This is a genomic window from Brevundimonas sp. (genome assembly GCF_031412435.1).
Lineage (GTDB): Bacteria > Pseudomonadota > Alphaproteobacteria > Caulobacterales > Caulobacteraceae > Brevundimonas.
On sequence record NZ_JANODA010000085.1, the window covers coordinates 11,715 to 26,889 of the forward strand.

Annotated in this window: 17 protein-coding genes; 11 read left to right on the plus strand and 6 right to left on the minus strand. The window is 68.2% G+C overall.

The window, feature by feature from the left end:
* Positions 1 to 4: 4 nt before the first annotated feature.
* Both RMO01_RS16800 and RMO01_RS16805 read right to left on the minus strand, forming a co-directional pair.
* Complete coding sequence (locus tag RMO01_RS16800; RefSeq protein WP_309630214.1) at positions 5 to 1,258, minus strand: HlyD family efflux transporter periplasmic adaptor subunit; 1,254 nt, start codon at positions 1,256 to 1,258, stop codon at positions 5 to 7.
* On the minus strand, positions 1,255 to 2,568 hold the full coding sequence (locus RMO01_RS16805; RefSeq protein ID WP_309630215.1) for a TolC family protein: 1,314 nt from the start codon (positions 2,566 to 2,568) through the stop codon (positions 1,255 to 1,257). The genes RMO01_RS16800 and RMO01_RS16805 overlap by 4 nt, the downstream gene beginning before the upstream one ends.
* A 598-nt stretch (positions 2,569 to 3,166) precedes the next feature.
* On the opposite strand from RMO01_RS16805, the gene RMO01_RS16810 reads away from it, so the two are divergent.
* From RMO01_RS16810 to copD, 3 genes are all read left to right on the plus strand, one after another.
* Positions 3,167 to 3,334: a hypothetical protein gene (locus RMO01_RS16810; protein ID WP_309630216.1), complete on the plus strand. Its 168-nt coding sequence runs from the start codon at positions 3,167 to 3,169 to the stop codon at positions 3,332 to 3,334.
* Between the two features lie 354 nt (positions 3,335 to 3,688).
* Positions 3,689 to 4,045: a copper homeostasis periplasmic binding protein CopC gene (gene copC / locus RMO01_RS16815; RefSeq protein WP_309630217.1), complete on the plus strand. Its 357-nt coding sequence runs from the start codon at positions 3,689 to 3,691 to the stop codon at positions 4,043 to 4,045.
* 1 nt (position 4,046) lies between these two features.
* A complete protein-coding gene (gene copD, locus RMO01_RS16820; protein ID WP_309630218.1) occupies positions 4,047 to 4,955 on the plus strand; it encodes a copper homeostasis membrane protein CopD in 909 nt (302 codons plus the stop codon).
* 3 nt (positions 4,956 to 4,958) lie between these two features.
* On the opposite strand, the gene RMO01_RS16825 is transcribed toward copD, so the two are convergent.
* A complete protein-coding gene (locus tag RMO01_RS16825) occupies positions 4,959 to 5,438 on the minus strand; it encodes a nuclear transport factor 2 family protein (protein ID WP_309630219.1) in 480 nt (159 codons plus the stop codon).
* A gap of 120 nt (positions 5,439 to 5,558) precedes the next feature.
* On the opposite strand from RMO01_RS16825, the gene RMO01_RS16830 reads away from it, so the two are divergent.
* The 7 genes from RMO01_RS16830 (at position 5,559) to RMO01_RS16860 (ending at position 10,683) form a co-directional block, all read left to right on the plus strand.
* Positions 5,559 to 5,843: a hypothetical protein gene (locus RMO01_RS16830; RefSeq protein WP_309630220.1), complete on the plus strand. Its 285-nt coding sequence runs from the start codon at positions 5,559 to 5,561 to the stop codon at positions 5,841 to 5,843.
* Complete coding sequence (locus RMO01_RS16835) at positions 5,840 to 6,277, plus strand: periplasmic heavy metal sensor (RefSeq protein ID WP_309630221.1); 438 nt, start codon at positions 5,840 to 5,842, stop codon at positions 6,275 to 6,277. The genes RMO01_RS16830 and RMO01_RS16835 overlap by 4 nt, the downstream gene beginning before the upstream one ends.
* Before the next feature lie 7 nt (positions 6,278 to 6,284).
* Positions 6,285 to 6,842: an RNA polymerase sigma factor gene (locus RMO01_RS16840; RefSeq protein ID WP_309630222.1), complete on the plus strand. Its 558-nt coding sequence runs from the start codon at positions 6,285 to 6,287 to the stop codon at positions 6,840 to 6,842.
* 79 nt (positions 6,843 to 6,921) lie between these two features.
* On the plus strand, positions 6,922 to 8,712 hold the full coding sequence (locus tag RMO01_RS16845; protein WP_309630223.1) for a copper resistance system multicopper oxidase: 1,791 nt from the start codon (positions 6,922 to 6,924) through the stop codon (positions 8,710 to 8,712).
* On the plus strand, positions 8,709 to 9,785 hold the full coding sequence (locus RMO01_RS16850; RefSeq protein ID WP_309630224.1) for a copper resistance protein B: 1,077 nt from the start codon (positions 8,709 to 8,711) through the stop codon (positions 9,783 to 9,785). The genes RMO01_RS16845 and RMO01_RS16850 overlap by 4 nt, the downstream gene beginning before the upstream one ends.
* Before the next feature lie 11 nt (positions 9,786 to 9,796).
* Positions 9,797 to 10,222 (plus strand): copper resistance protein CopC, encoded by a 426-nt coding sequence (locus RMO01_RS16855; RefSeq protein ID WP_309630225.1) that lies wholly within the window; start codon positions 9,797 to 9,799, stop codon positions 10,220 to 10,222.
* A gap of 92 nt (positions 10,223 to 10,314) precedes the next feature.
* The gene (locus RMO01_RS16860) at positions 10,315 to 10,683 is read left to right on the plus strand and encodes a DUF411 domain-containing protein (protein ID WP_309630226.1); all 369 of its coding nucleotides are present in this window, start codon (positions 10,315 to 10,317) and stop codon (positions 10,681 to 10,683) included.
* Between the two features lie 2 nt (positions 10,684 to 10,685).
* Here RMO01_RS16860 and RMO01_RS16865 read toward each other — a convergent pair whose 3' ends face one another.
* The gene (locus RMO01_RS16865; RefSeq protein ID WP_309630227.1) at positions 10,686 to 11,099 is read right to left on the minus strand and encodes a MerR family transcriptional regulator; all 414 of its coding nucleotides are present in this window, start codon (positions 11,097 to 11,099) and stop codon (positions 10,686 to 10,688) included.
* A 69-nt stretch (positions 11,100 to 11,168) separates the two neighbouring features.
* Here RMO01_RS16865 and RMO01_RS16870 point away from each other — a divergent pair, with 69 nt between their 5' ends.
* Positions 11,169 to 11,933 carry a glutaredoxin gene (locus RMO01_RS16870; RefSeq protein ID WP_309630228.1) on the plus strand — a complete coding sequence of 255 codons (765 nt, stop codon included), beginning with the start codon at positions 11,169 to 11,171 and terminating at the stop codon, positions 11,931 to 11,933.
* Positions 11,934 to 12,234: 301 nt separating this feature from the next.
* On the opposite strand, the gene RMO01_RS16875 is transcribed toward RMO01_RS16870, so the two are convergent.
* Together RMO01_RS16875 and uxaC are read right to left on the minus strand one after the other, a co-directional pair.
* Complete coding sequence (locus RMO01_RS16875; protein WP_309630229.1) at positions 12,235 to 13,701, minus strand: mannitol dehydrogenase family protein; 1,467 nt, start codon at positions 13,699 to 13,701, stop codon at positions 12,235 to 12,237.
* Positions 13,698 to 15,113, minus strand: a complete 1,416-nt coding sequence (uxaC, locus tag RMO01_RS16880) for a glucuronate isomerase (protein ID WP_309630230.1) — start codon at positions 15,111 to 15,113, stop codon at positions 13,698 to 13,700. Before uxaC ends, RMO01_RS16875 begins: the two co-directional genes overlap by 4 nt.
* Positions 15,114 to 15,175 lie beyond the last annotated feature (62 nt).

A 15,175-nucleotide genomic window follows, 5' to 3' on the forward strand; every position in this document is an offset into this window, starting at 1 on the left:
GCCCCTAGTGGTCATGGCTCGCGCCGGACTTCTCGACGTCCGCGCGGATCAGGAAGGCGCCGTCCACCACATATTCGACGCCGGGTTCGATGCCGCTGAGGACCTCGGTCCACTCGGGCGTGCGACGGCCCAGTTCGAGCATCCGCACCTCATAGGTCGTGCCGAAGCGGGCATAGACCACGGTGAAATCGCGGAACGGCTGGAGCGCCCGGGTGCGCACAGCGAGCGGCGCCGGAGTCGACCCCACCTGCACCTCCCCCGACACGCCGAGACCGGGTCTCCAGATGCCGCCCTGATAGGGCAGGTCGACGTGAGCGATCAGAACCTGACTGGTCAGATCGGCCGAGGGCAGCACCGCCTCGATCCGGCCGTTGAAGGTGTAGTCGCCCGCCAGGCTCTTCACGACCACCGGCTGGCCCGCGCGCACCCGCTCGGCGTCGCGCGGATAGAGCAGGAACTCGGCGTGAAGCCGGGTGGGATCGCCGATCATCAGCATCGGCTCGCCGCCGCCGGTGATCGAACCGACGTTGACGTTCTTGGCCACGATCATGCCGGAGATCGGCGCGGTGATCGCATAGGTCTGGAGGCTCTCGCTGGACTCCACACGGGCGATGACCTGCCCGCGAGAGACCCGGGTTCCGAGGGCGACGTTCAGGGCCATCACCCGACCCGGATAGCGGGCGTGGACCTCGGCCTGGCCCTCCGGCGTGATCTCGACCCGGCCGGTCAAGGCCAGGCTCTCGCCCAGAGTTGCGGGTCCGACCCGTTCGACTGTGACGCCGCCGGCCCGGGCGGCATCGGCGGCGATGGTCGTGCGACCTTCATAGGACGCATAGGCCCAGCGGTGCTGCTTGCCGGCATGGGTGGCGGTCACCGTCACGTCGAATGAGTGCGGCTCGGACACCACCCCGGGGCCGGTGAGGTAGTCGTTCTCGGGCGTGAAGGTGAAGCGGTCGGTCTTCGGTCCGGTTCTGCCCAGGGCGATGGTCGCCTGCACCTGCCGCGGATCGACCGGCTTGTCCTTGAGATAGGGATAGAGGCGGAACAGCGGTTCCGGCCCCTCCTCGTAGATCGTGACCTCCAGCGCGAAGTCGCCGTCGCGCAGCATCCGCCCGCGATGGGGACCGCGCTCATAGCCGCCGGCGGCGACTTCGCCCTCGGCCTTTTCGGCCGCGCCTTGTCCGCAGGCCGACACGCCGACCGCGAGCGCCACTAGCGAGGCGGCGATGATGCGCCGCGATGGGGTGTGACGGATCATGAGCGGGTCTCCAGGCCGAGCAGGTCGGCATGCGCGCCGGTCAGCCGGTCAAGGCGGGCGCGATCGATGTGAAACTGTTTGAGCACGCCGACGCGGCGGGCCCTTGTGGCGAGCAGCGCGCTTTGTGCAGCGATGACGTCGTTGTAGGTGAAGCCCCCCCGCGCGAAGCCTTCGCGCACGAGCACAACGGCGCGATCGGCCTGGGGCAGCGTCTCGGCGGCGATACGTCGGGCTTCCAGCGCCCGCGAAGCGAGGAGAACCTGGAGGCGGGCGATCTCCCGCTCGCGTTCCTGCCGGAGCGCCGCCATGTCGGCTTCGGCCGCGACGCCCTCAAACCTCGCGCGGTCGATGGCGGCTTCATTCCGGTCGTAGCGGCCGAGCGGGATAGACCCGCCGACGACGAGGCCGAGGTCCTGCCCGTCCCAGAAGTGGCGGACGCCGACGCTGACGGTGGCGTCGGGCGTGGCCCGCGCCTGTTCGACGCTGACCCTCGCCCGGGCGACATCGCGCTGCGCGGCCAGAACCGCGAGGTCGATCTCGGCAGCGGCCCCGGCGATTTCCCGCGCGGCGCTGGTATCCTCGAAGTCGGCCGGGTCGAGTGTGAAATCCGACGCCCCTATCCAGAACCGCCCCAGCGTGGCGCGGGCCAGACGGGCCTGGATCTCGGCCTGGTCGAAGTCGATCTGGGCCTGGGCCAATTCGGCTTCGGCGCGGGCGCCGGCGAACAGGGGGTCGCGCGCCATATCCACGCGACGCTGCACTTCGGTCTGGAAGCGTTCGGCCAGGGCGAGACGCTCGCCAGCGATCTCAAGATCGGCCTGGGCGCCCAGGGCCTCCGCCCAGGCGCGCTGCACCTGCTCAAGCCGGTCCAGTCGTCTGATCGCGGCTTCGGCCTGGACCAGAGCGGCTTCGCCCCGAGCCAAAGCGACACGGGCTGGGCGATCGCCGCCCCGTTCGAACCGCTGCTCGTAGGACAGGGTCGTCTCGGTGCGATCAATGATGTTGCCGCCGCCCAGCGTGGGCAGGTTCTCCACCATCACACCCAGCGTCGGATTAGGCCGGACATCGGCCTGGCGCACGGCGGCGTCACCGGCGCGCACACGCGCCTCCACGCCCGGACGTCCGGGGTCCACCTCGGCGGCGCGAGCCAGCGCCCGTTCGAGGGACAGGGCGGGGGCATTGGCGGCTGGGCCAGTCGGCTCCTGCGCCACGGCGGCGTTGGACGGCCAGGCCGCCAGTGAGAGCGCCACGGCCGAAACGGCCGCCAGACGCGCCCACGATCCGGCAGAGCCGGCAGTCGGGGTCTTCAAGGGTATCTCCGGAAAACGGGTTGCGCGCAGCCGAAAGGCCGCGCCGGTTCAGACGACCGTGCGCATCCGTTTGGGAGGGTGTTCCGGCCCGTCGCCGGTATGGCTCGGCAAGGCCGGATCTGGCGCCGGCCGCCGAAGGGCAGACGCAGCTGACGACGCGTCCGTCAGACTCCGACCGGACGCTGGCATGGCAGCCTGAACGTCGGCGACGCCGTGATGGTGATGGCCGACCGGCATTGGCCCGTCACCGTCCCGATCCGGGTCGGTATCCGGAACCTCGTCCGGAGCCATATGGACGTGAGCCGCACGGTGATCGTGATCTGACTCGACCAAGGCGACAGCGGGCCAGTCGGCCGCATGGGCAAGGTCGTGCTGGGACTGCGACACGCCGTGCAGGTTCATGGCCGCCAGGAGGGCGACGCCCAGACCAATGCAGAGGTGGCGAAGGACGTGAGTCAAATATCCGGGCTCCGAAGACCCGTTTAGCCACCAACCGGACTTGAGGCAATCAGCGTGGGGTGGCTCGGCATGGGCTGCCCTCTCCCGTGCGTTGGGCCCAGAATCGGGTAGCGGATCGTCCATCTCTGTGGGCCTGACGATGCTTCCGTTCACCCGTGACGGGTTTTTCGAAGTCTTCGCCGCATACAATGCGATGAACTGGCCCGCCGCGATTCTGGCCGAACTGCTGCGCTTCGGCGTTACCCCGTGTCCGCCCTCGCCGCGCTTGCCACTGTCCGGGCTGATGGGCAGGGGGCGCCCGCATTGACGCGATGACGTCCAGAAGGGGTCCTTTCGCGCCCTGTTCCAGCGCGGCCACCGTAAGCAACTGAAAATAAATGATACTTGTCCGGGCTGCCAATCTGAAGGTCGGACGTTCGTTCCGGCCGCGCCATTCCACTATGGAATCCTGATGGACACGAAGCCTGCAGAGCGGGCCTCGCGTTTGCCCGAAGCTGTAACAGTCACGGTGCATCTATCTCTTCCCTCTGATTTGTCGTGACTTTTCCGCGTGCTGCACTCTGAGGTTCGTTTCGTCGTCGTGTTGAGCGATGCCTGCTCATCCATCAGGCGAGGGATCGAGCGCGATCCGACGTAGAACCGGGTGTCTCCGGAGGTTCTCATGGTTCGTATTCATTCGGTCGTCGCTGCCACTGCGGCGATCATGCTCATCTCCTCGCCTGTGCTGGCCCATGCCCGACTGGTGTCCGCCACGCCCGGCAACGGCGCCACCGTCACCGCCCCCCGGACGATCAGCCTGACCTTCAGCGAGCGGTTCGCCGCGCCTTTTTCGACCGTTGAGGTCGAGGACAGTCGGGGCCGTGCTGTCAGCCTTGGCAAAGCAGTGTCAGAGGACGGCAAGACACTGGGCGGGTCCTTCGCCGCGCCGCTGACGACCGGTGTCTACCGGGTGGCCTGGGCGATCGCGGCGGCAGACGGCCATCGAATGACCGGGACCTTCAGCTTCACCGTCCGCTGAGGTGCCGATCGATCTGACCGTCGTCGGTCTGCGCTGGCTTCAGTTCGTTTCGGCCGTCGTGGCCCTCGGACTGCCGCTGTTCCAGGCTTTCGGCTTGAGCGAACCCGGTCCGCAATACCCCGGACGCGCCCCCGTCATCGCTGGCCTCGCTCTCGCGGTCACGGCCGTGGGCGGTCTTTTGGCCCAGACGGCGATGATGGCGGGAGGCTGGGCCGCGGTGCTGGACCCGGCAGCCCTCGGCTATGTCGTCCAGTCCACGGGCCTGGGCATCGCGCATGTGGTGCGGGCGGGACTGGCTATGCTGGGGGTCGCCGCCCTGTTCTTCGCGTGGCGCCGCAAGTCGGGAGGGATTGTCGCGATCCTCGCCTTTGCGGGGGCTGTCGCCAGTTTCGCCTGGAGTGGGCATGGCGCCGCCAGCGAGGGGGCGATCGGCCTGTGGCATCTTGCGGCCGACATAGCCCATGCGCTCGCCGCCTGCGTCTGGCTGGGCGCTCTGGCGGGCTTTTGCCTGCAGTTGTTCCGGCCAGCGACACAAGCGGCCGACCTGGCGGTGCGGTCCCTGGCGAGGTTCGCCTCCATCGGGACGGTCGCGGTCGCGGTCCTTGTCATTACCGGCCTGATCAATGCCGCCTTCCTGATCGGTGCGGAGGGCCTTGGCCATGTGCCAGGCTCGACCTGGGGGCTCCTTCTGATCGCAAAGCTGGCTCTGTTCGCCGTGATGTTCGCTCTGGCGGCGCACAACCGCCTCACCTTGACGCCCGCGCTGTCGCACGCCGTCGAGGCCCGGGCCGACACGGCCAATGTGGTGCGGCGATTGCGGACCAGCATCGGTCTGGAGATGCTGGCGGGGCTGGCCCTGCTCGGTTTGGTCGCGGCGATGGGCGTGCAGATGCCGCCGGCCTCAATGTAAGGCTCAGGCCGGCGCGCGCGACGACCAGTGGATATGGCGGATGCGCCAGCCGTCTGTTTGGCGGTGCAGGATCATGGTCTCGGCGGTCCGGCGATCGACGGCCCGCCCGTTGAACGTGCCGCTGGTGCGGCTCTCGGTCAGAACCCAGGCGACGTCGCCCTCGGCCCAGGCCACGCGGCGGGTGACCTCGGCCTCGGTCGAGGCGGCGTAGGTCATGTCGGCGGGCAGGTGATGACCCGCGTATTCCTCACGCGACCGCTCTGCGCCACCTTCTTCCAGCACCACGACGTCCTCGGTAAGCAGCGCGAGGACCGCCTCCCCGTCGCCCGCGCCAAGGGCGGCATGAAATGCGTCCACGACCGCGGTCGCCGGGGCTGCCGCCGTATCGGCGACCTGCGCAGACACTGAGGTGCTGACCGGCTCATCGGCCATCGCGGCGGGCGCCGGGACGGCGAGAACAGCGGCGAGGATCAGGCGCTTCATCGTTGGCTCCTTGAAAATGTGGATCAGGACTATGCTCCGTTTACGATGGCCGACCACCCCCCTCGCGAGGGAGTGGTCGGACCAGTGCGTAGAGGGACGAGACCCATGGAGACGATCGGCATGACAGACCTGGAGACCCTGATCGCGCAAACCCCGCCTTCCACAGTTGGGTCTCTGGAGGGTCTGGAAGGTTTGGAGGATGGCGTCTGGGATCGGGTCGCGTTGAAGCAGGCGCGGGCACGCGAACGGACGCTGCGGGTCGCGGCCCTGTGCGTCGCGGCGTGCATCGGCGGAGTCGCCGGCGGAGTATCCGCCCCGGCGGTTGACCCGGGTCGGAGCGAGCTGACGGTGTTCAGCACCCGGATGGCGGCGAAGCCTCTGGATACGCGGAGCGTCCTCGGATGAGCGGCCTGAAGTCCACTCTTGTCACCGCTGTCCTTGCAGCCGTCGTCGGTGCGACCGCCGCCTGGGGCGCTATGACCTGGTCGACACGGCAGGATCAGCCTGCTGACCTGCACCATATCGTTCACGAGCGGCTGGACCTGACCCCGGATCAGGACCGCCGGCTGGACCAGATCGAGGCCGCCTTCGCGTCGCGACGCGGGCCGCTGGAAGCCGAAGTGCGCGCCGCGAACCAGGAACTGTCCGCCGCGATCGCCCAGAGCCGGGGCGACACCCCCGAGGTGCAGGCGGCCGTCGAGCATTTCCACGGCGCCATGGGCGAGCTCCAGATGGCGACGATCCGTCATGTGTTCGAGATGCGCGCCGTGCTGACGCCCGAACAGGCGGAAGAATTCGATCGCGCCGTGGTCGAGACCTTGCGCGCCGACGCTGACTGAAGCCGGCGTGGGGGGCGGCGACACTGACGAAGTTCAGGCGGCTCTGGGAGACCGGGCCGCCTTCTCGCGCCTGATGACGGCGACAAAAGGCGACCTGCACCGTTTCGTCACCCGCTATGTCGGTGATCCGGACGAGGCGCTGGATCTAGCCCAGGAGACCTACGCGGCCGCCTGGCTGTCGATCCGGAGATACGATCCCGACCGACCGTTCGGCGCCTGGCTGCGAACCATCGCCCTGAACAAATGCCGGGACTGGAGCCGCCGTCGCCGCGTGCGTCGGCTTGTCCGGGGCGTCATGGGCCTGGACGCGCGAGAGGCTATGGCGGTCGGTGACCCGTCGCCCGGGGCCGAAGACCGGGTGGATGATCGGCAGCGAGTGGAGCGCCTGAACCGCGCTCTGCGTGAACTTCCTGACGGTCAGCGCGCGCCGCTGCTTCTCGCGGTTCTGGAAAGCCGATCCCATGCCGAAGTCGGCCAGATACTCGGGCTGTCGTCCAAGGCGGTCGAGCTGCGGATCGCCCGCGCCCGCAAGGCCTTGCTCGATCGACTCGGTACGTCCGACTGAGCGCCTGCGACCAGCCGTCGCGAGGGGCCCGCGCGGTTCTGGCGTAAGGCCAGTCAGACATATGGGCCAAGACTGACGCATGAGAGTGATCCAGACAGACCGCCGCGCCCTGCTGCGCGGCTTTGCGGGCGGCACGGGGCTGCTCGCCGCCCAGGGGCTTCTGCCCGCCTGGGCCCAGAGCGGGTCAGCGGGGCTGCGCGCTGACTTGCCCACTCTGGAGGGCCCGAACGTTCGGCTCAGCGTCGGCCATTCGCCGTTCACGGTCGGTGGTCGGACGGGGCACGCCATCACGGTCAACGGCACCCTGCCGGCCCCGCTGATCCGCCTGCGTGAAGGTCAGACAGCGCGGCTGTCAGTCACGAACACCCTGGATGAGGACACCTCGATCCACTGGCATGGCGTGCTGCTGCCCTTCCACATGGACGGCGTGCCGGGCGTCAGCTTTTCGGGCATCCGTCCTGGCGAGACGTTCGACTACGAGTTCCCCGTCATCCAGTCGGGCACCTTCTGGTACCACAGCCACTCCAACCTGCAGGAGGCGATGGGCCACTATGGGCCGCTGATCATCGACCCGGCGGGGGTCGATCCGGTCGCCTATGACCGCGAGCACGTGATCGTGCTGTCGGACTGGAGTTTCCTGCATCCCCACGAAATCCTCGATCGGCTGAAGAAGAGCCCCGGCTATTTCAACCAGTCGCGCACAACCCTGTCCGGTCTGATCTCTGGCGACGACGGGATGTCGCTGGCTGACCGCCGGATGTGGGGCCAGATGCGGATGGACCCGCGCGACATCGCCGACGTCAACGGGACGACCTACACCTATCTGGTCAACGGCCACGGCCCGGCCGAGAACTGGACCGGCCTGTTCCGCCCCGGCGAGAGGGTGCGTCTGAGGATCATCAACGCCTCGGCCATGTCGATCTTCAACGTGCGTATCCCGGGCCTGGCCATGTCGGTGGTCAATGTCGACGGCGAGAACGTGCGTCCGGTCGAGACCGACGAGTTCCAGATTTCGGTCGCCGAGACCTATGATGTCGTCGTCCGCCCCATGGACGATCGTGCCTACACTCTGGTCGCCGAGTCGGTGGACCGGTCCGGCATGGCGCGTGCGACGCTGGCGCCTCGGCTTGGGATGACAGCCGAAGTCCCGCCGCTGCGCGAGGTGCCGACACTGACCATGCGCGACATGGGCATGGGCGGCATGGCGGGCATGGACCACTCCGCCATGGGTCACGGTGCTATGGATCAGTCGGCAACGGGACATGCTGAGCCGGCGGCGACGCAGATGGATCACGGGGGCATGGATCACGACATGCGCAACCCGGACAATGCCCCCGCCGGCATGGCGGTCGGGGTCGGGGTGGACATGATCTCCTCCGACCCGGCCAATCGCCTGGGCGAACGGCCTATGGGGCTGGAGGACGTACCGCACCGGGTGCTGGTCTATACGGACCTTGTTTCGCTGGCTCCCAACAAGGACCAGAGGCCGCCCTCGCGGGCGCTGGAAATCCACCTGACCGGCAACATGGAACGGTTCATGTGGGGCTTCGATGGAAGGAAGTTCTCCGAGATCGTCGAGCCGATCCGCGTCGAGCGCGACGAGCGAGTGCGCGTGACCCTGGTCAACGACACCATGATGGCCCACCCCATTCACCTGCACGGCCACTTCTTCGAACTGGTGACGGGCGGTCCGGCCGGGCATCAGCCGCTGAAGCACACGGTCAATGTCGCGCCGGGCTCGAAGGTGACCTTCGACCTCACGGCCGACGCGCCGGGCGACTGGGCCTTCCACTGTCACATGCTGATGCACATGCACGCGGGCATGTTCAATGTCGTCACTGTCCGACCGCTGGACGGAGCGGCAGCATGATCCGGCTTCTGACGGCGCTCGCTCCCTTGTTGCTGGCCGCCGGCGCCGCGACCGCCCAGGATCACAGCCAGCATGCGGCGCCCGCCCGGCCTCCGGTTCAGGCCCCGGTGGCCGACCCGCACGCGGGACACGTCATGCCTACGCCGACACAGACGCCGGACCCGCACGCCGGGCATGACATCGGCGCGCCGTCGCTGGCGTCTGACCCTCACGCCGGTCATGCCATGCCTGCCCAGGCCGACCCCCATGCCGGACACGACATGGGCGGCCATGCCACCGGAAGCCCGCCGGACGTCCCGACCAGCGCGGATGACGAAGGCCGCCCGCGCCAGCCGCCCCTGCCGCTCGCCGCCCTGTCGGGCCCGGCCCATGCCGCCGACGCGATCTGGGGGGCGGATCGGATGACCGGCGCGCGTAGCTTGCTGAGACGCGAGAACGGCGACGTGCGGGCCACCGCTGTCATCGTCGACCGACTGGAGGTCGGCTTCGACGACGGCGAGGAGGGCTGGACCTGGGACGTCGCGGGCTGGACCGGCGGCGACATCAACCGCTTCTGGTGGAAGTCCGAGGGCGAAGGGGACTTCGACGGGGAGGCCGAGGGCGAGGTTCAGGCGCTCTATAGCCGGGCCATTTCGCCATTCTGGGATATGCAGGCGGGCGTGCGCCAGGATTTCCGCGAGGACGGCGAGGACCCGACCCATCTGGTGCTCGGGCTTCAGGGCCTGGCCCCCTACTGGTGGGAGGTCGACGCCGCAGCCTTCCTGTCGACCGACGGCGATCTGACGGCGCGGGTCGAGGCCGAATACGACCAGCGCATCACCCAGCGCCTGATCCTCCAACCGCGCGTCGAGGTCGAGGCTTCGGCTGCCGACATCCCCGAACTGGGGCTGGGTTCGGGCCTGACCCACTTCGAGGCCGGTCTGCGCCTGCGCTATGAAATCGCCAAGGAGTTCGCGCCGTATGTGGGCGTGGAGTGGAGCCGCGAACTCGGCGACACCGCCGATTTCACGCGTGCGGCGGGCGGCGAGCCCCAACACACCCGTTTCGTCATCGGCCTCAGGGCCTGGTTCTAGAAGAGTTGTCCATGCGCAAGATCATCCCCGCCGTCGCCATGACCCTGGCCCTGGTGGTCCCAACGCTGGCCCAGGCCGCAGCGGCCTGCTGTTGCTGTTCTGACAAGGGCCAGGATGCGCACGCCGGTCATAGCCAAGCTGCGCCTGGCCACCATGCTGCGCACGACCTTGTCACCAGCCCGGCGGATGGCGCGATGACCAACGGATCGCCCGACTGGTTCACCGCGAGCTTCCCGCACGCCATGACGCTCAAGTCCGTCACCGTGACCGCCAACGGTCAGGCGGCGGTGAACGTCCCCGTCGCCGCCGCCGCTGCCACGACCCGGGTGTCGGCCGATCTGCCGACCCTGGCCCCCGGCAACTACGTCCTGGGCTGGACCGCGGAGGGTGCCGACGGACACCAGATGACGGGCGACGTCCGCTTCATGGTCCACTGATGCGCCGGATCGTACTCCAGCCCAGCCGTCGCCTGATTATCGGCGGCGCGTTGTCCCTGGCGGCGCCTTCCGCGCTCGCCCAGGAGCGGCGGATGACCGCTTACAAAACTCCGTGGTGTGGATGCTGCAACGGCTGGGTGACCCACATGCGCGGCGCGGGCTGGACCGTAGAGGTGGTCGAACGCGATGATCTCGCCCCCGTCCGGGCCCGTTATGGCGTGCCTGATCGCTATGCCGGCTGCCACACGGCCGTGGTGGGGGCCTATGCCGTCGAGGGTCATGTGCCGGCCGCCGATGTCGCCCGGCTGCTGCGTGAACGGCCCGATGCCGTGGCGCTCGCCGCACCCGGCATGCCCGCCGGCTCACCCGGCATGGAGGCCGCGGGTCGGGAACCCTACGTTACTCTGCTGATCGACCGCAGGGGACAGGCCAGAGTGTTCGGCCGCCATAACGGAGCCTGACCTCAGGCCGCTTCGCCCTGGAAGGCGGCGATGATCGGGCAGGGCCCGCTGTCCTTTGACGCGCAGGCGCTCGCCAGCCGCCTCAAGGCCGATCGCGCCTCTTCCAGATCGGCGATCGTTCGGTCCAGCGCGACCAGACGCTCGGCCGCCAGCACGCGGGCGCGCGCCCTGTCCTCGCCCGCGTCCAGCGACAGCAGTTCCCTGATCTGCTCCAGGGTGAACCCGGCTGTCTGGGCCGAGCGGATGAATTTCAGACGGCGCACGTCTTCGTCCCCATAGCGGCGGATGCCGGCGCCGATCCCGTCGCGCGACCATCGTTCTGGCGTCGGCATCAGGCCCCGTCGCTGATAGAAGCGGACCGTCTCCACCCCCACGCCGCCCTCGCGCGCCAGTCCCGCAATCGTCCTCACACCCATGCTTGACTCCGTATCATGATACGGAAACTAGGGTGCCGGCCTTGGATTGAGAAGATCAAGGAGGCCAACATGAGCAAGACCGCCATCATCCATCGCATGGTGATGCCCGACCACACCTGTCCCTGGGGGCTGAAGGCGCGCCACCTGCTGAAGAGCCGGGGCTACAAGGTTGAGGATCACTGGCTGACCACGCGAGAAGAGACGGACGCCTTCAAGGCCGAGCACGGCGTGAAGACCACGCCTCAGGTGTTCATTGACGGACAGCGCATCGGCGGTCACGACGACCTGCGTCGTTACCTCGGGCTGAAGGTTCGCGACCCCAAGGCGACGACCTACACGCCGGTGCTGGTCGTGTTTCTGACGACCGCCTTCATGGCCGCCATGCTGAGCCTGAGCGTCTTCGGCACGCCGCTCACCGTCCGCGCCGGCGAATGGTTCATCGCCCTTTCGATGATGGTGCTCGGGATGCTCAAGCTCCAGAACGTCGAGGGTTTCTCGTCGATGTTCCTGAACTACGATCTGCTGGCGAAGCGGTGGACGCCCTACGGCACGGTCTATCCCTTCGCCGAGTTCGGAGCGGGCGCTCTGATGGTCGCGGGAGTCCTGACCTGGCTGTCGGCGCCCGTCGCCCTGGTCATCGGCGCGATAGGCGCCGTCTCTGTGTTCAAGGCCGTCTATGTCGACAAGCGGGAACTGAAATGCGCCTGTGTCGGCGGCGACAGCAATGTGCCGCTCGGCTTCCTGTCCCTGACCGAGAACCTGATGATGATCGCCATGGCGGTCTGGATGCTGGCGATGCAGTTCGGAGGAAGTTTCGCAACCATGCCGATGTAAGCTGCGATTCAGTCAGCGGAGGACTGATCGAGAAGATCGTCTTTCAGGGACAGCCCAGGATCCACGCGAATCCCATCTCGGTGCACATGAGTCGCCCCCGGGCGAAATTTCCCGAGCACCGGAGTCCTGTGTTCATCGAGAACGACAAGGCTGAGGGCTACGCCCTGTTCTGGAACCGGTCGTGCTCGGCGGACCGTCTTCCCGAGCCAGGCATCTTCCTGTCGCCCTGGAAGCCCACGACTGAAGCCCAGAGAGTTCCGGGCTCGCCGCTGCTTTCCGTCATGAACGGCAGTCCCGGCCGTCAGGCCTGCGGGCCGAGCCACGCCTCGACGCCCTGGATCGCGATGCCGTTCAGATGGCGGGTCACGGTCCCGGTGAACCGCTCGTCGCCCGCGAGGCGGGGGGAGACGATGCCGCTCAGGCTGCAGACGGCGCGGACGCGATCAGTCGCGGTCACGGCCTCGGCGAGGGCTGCGGCCAGGGGCGCGGCCATCGGGTCGTCGACGGTGAAGCGTTCGCCGGTTTCGGTGACGCCGTCCTGCCAGCCGATCCATCCGGCGACGCCGAGCGCCAGGGCGTCGATGGACTGATCCGCGTCGAGGCGGGCGGCGATGGTGGCCAGCAGTCGCTGGGGCAGTTTCTGGGAGCCGTCCATGGCGATCTGGCGCGTGCGGTGCTGTAGTGCCGGATTGCTGAACCGGGCCATCAGATCGCGGCGATACGCGGGGATGTCGAGACCGGGCGGCGGGTTCAGTGTGGTTTCCGCCTCGTTCCACAGCCGTTCGACGAAGGCCCTGAACGCCGGGATGGCGACGACCTCATGAACGAAGGCGTGGCCGGCGAGGCCGCCCAGATAGGCGATGGAGGAATGGGCTCCGTTCAACAGGCGCAGCTTGGCGTCCTCCCACGGGGCGACCTCGGGGGTCAGCTGGACGCCGAGGGCGGCGAAGTCCGGGCGGGCCCCGACGAAATGATCCTCGATGACCCATTGGGTGAAGGGTTCGGTCTTGACCATCCCCTCGTCGCGGGCGCCGACCCGGGCGGCTTGCGCGTCGATGTCGTCGGGCGTCGTCGCCGGGACGATGCGGTCGACCATGGTCTGGGGAAAGGCGCCCTCGGCTCCGATCCAGGCCGCGAGCGTCGGGTCATGGGCTTCGGCCATCGCAAGGACGGCGGCGCGCACGCGTGCGCCGTTGTGTGGGAGGTTGTCGCAGGAGACGACGGTAAAGGGCGGCAAACTCCGGCGGCGCCGTTCGGCGAGGGCGGCGACGAGGAAGCCGGGGGCGGTGCGGGGCGTCGACAGATCCGCGAGGTCAGCGGCGACGTCGGGGTCGCCGGTCAGGAGGCCGCCTGATGCCGGGTCGAGGCGGTAGCCCTTCTCGGTCACGGTCAGGGTGACGAGCTGGACCTCGGGCGAGGCCATGGCCGCAACCACGGCGGCGGGGTCTTCGGGTGCGACGAGAACGCCCTGGACCGCGCCGATGATACGGGTGTGGTCGTCGACCCCGTCGCGCATGACGACGCTGTAGAGGCCGTCCTGGGGGTTCAGCTGATCCCGCACGCCGGGCGATCGCAGCGACACGCCCAGCACGCCCCAGCGCAGGTCGCCGGTGCGCAGGGCGTCGTCGAACACCAGCGCCTGGTGCGCCCGGTGAAAGGCGCCGATGCCGAGGTGGACGACGCCGGTCCTTACCGCCGCGCGGTCATAGCCGGGGCGTTCGACTTCGTCGGGTAGACCGGCGAGGGTGGCGTTCGAAAGGCGGCTCACAGCCTGTAGGCCGCCTTGACCAGGTCATAGGTCAGGGCGCGGGCCAGTTCGTGGGCCTCGTCCTCTTCCATACGGTGCTCGACGACCAGTTTGGCCAGCCAGCCGCAGTCCATGCGCCGCGCGACGTCGTGACGGGCCGGGATCGACAGGAAGGCGCGGGTGTCGTCGTTGAAACCGACGGTGTTGTAGAAGCCGGCCGTCTCCGTCGCCTGTTCGCGGAAGCGGCGCATGCCTTCCGGGCTGTCGTGGAACCACCAGGGCGGACCCAGTTTCAGCGCCGGATAGTGACCGGCCAGCGGAGCCAGTTCGCGGCTGTAGCTGGTCTCGTCGAGGGTGAAGAGGATGATGGTCAGGCCGGGCTCGGACCCGAACCGGTCCAGCAGGGGCTTGAGGTCGGCGACATAGTTGGTCCGGGTCGGGATGTCCGCGCCCTTGTCGCGACCGAACGTCCGGAAGACGACCTCGTTGTGGTTGCGGAAGCTGCCGGGGTGGATCTGCATGGTCAGGCCGTCGTCGAGGCTCATCCGCGCCATCTCGGTCAGCATCTGGCCCCGAAACAGTTCGGCCTCCCTGGCCGGGACGGGGCCGGTCGCGACGCGCTCGTAGAGAGCGGCGGCTTCGGCCGGGTCGAGGTTAGCGGTGAAGGCCGTGGGATGGCCGTGGTCGGTCGAGGTCGCGCCGTATGAGGCGAAGTAGGCGCGGCGCTTTCGGTGCGCGGCCAGATAGCCGTCCCAGGTCGAAACGTCCTCGCCTGTGATGGCCCCGAACTGAACGATGTTGTCGTGGAATCCCTCGAAGTCGGGGTCAAGCACGGGGTCCGGCCGATAGGCGGTGACCACCTTGCCCGACCAGCCCGAGGCTTTGATCGCGGCATGATGTTCGAGCGGATCGAGCGGGCTCTCGGTCGTGGCGATGACCTCGATATTGTAGCGCTCGAACAGGGCGCGGGGCTTGAAGGCGTCGGTCTTCAGGGCCGCGTCGATGATGTCGTAGTAGTGGTCGGCGGTCGCGGCGGTCAGGCGGACGTCGATGCCGAAGACTTCCGAATAGACCCAGTCGTGCCACATGCGCGACGGGGTGCCGCGGAACAGGTGATAACGCTCGGCGAACAGCCGCCAGATCTTGCGGGGATCGGTCTCGACCGGACCGCCGTCGGCGCGGGGGACGCCGAGATCTTCCATCGCCACGCCCTGGCTGAACAGCATGCGGAAGACATAGTGGTCGGGGGTGATCAGGAGCTCCGCCGGATTGGCCCAGTTCTGGTTCTGCGCGAACCAGGACGGATCGGTGTGACCGTGGGGGCTGACGATCGGAAGGTCCTTGATCCGGGCATAGAGCCGACGCGCGACCGCCCGGGTCTCGGGGTCCGCGGGGAAGAGGCGATCAGGGTGCAGGCGCAACGGATGTGTCATGCGAAACTCGCGGATCTGGTAACCGGTGTCAGAATGTGGACATAGCGGGCTGGCGTCATCGC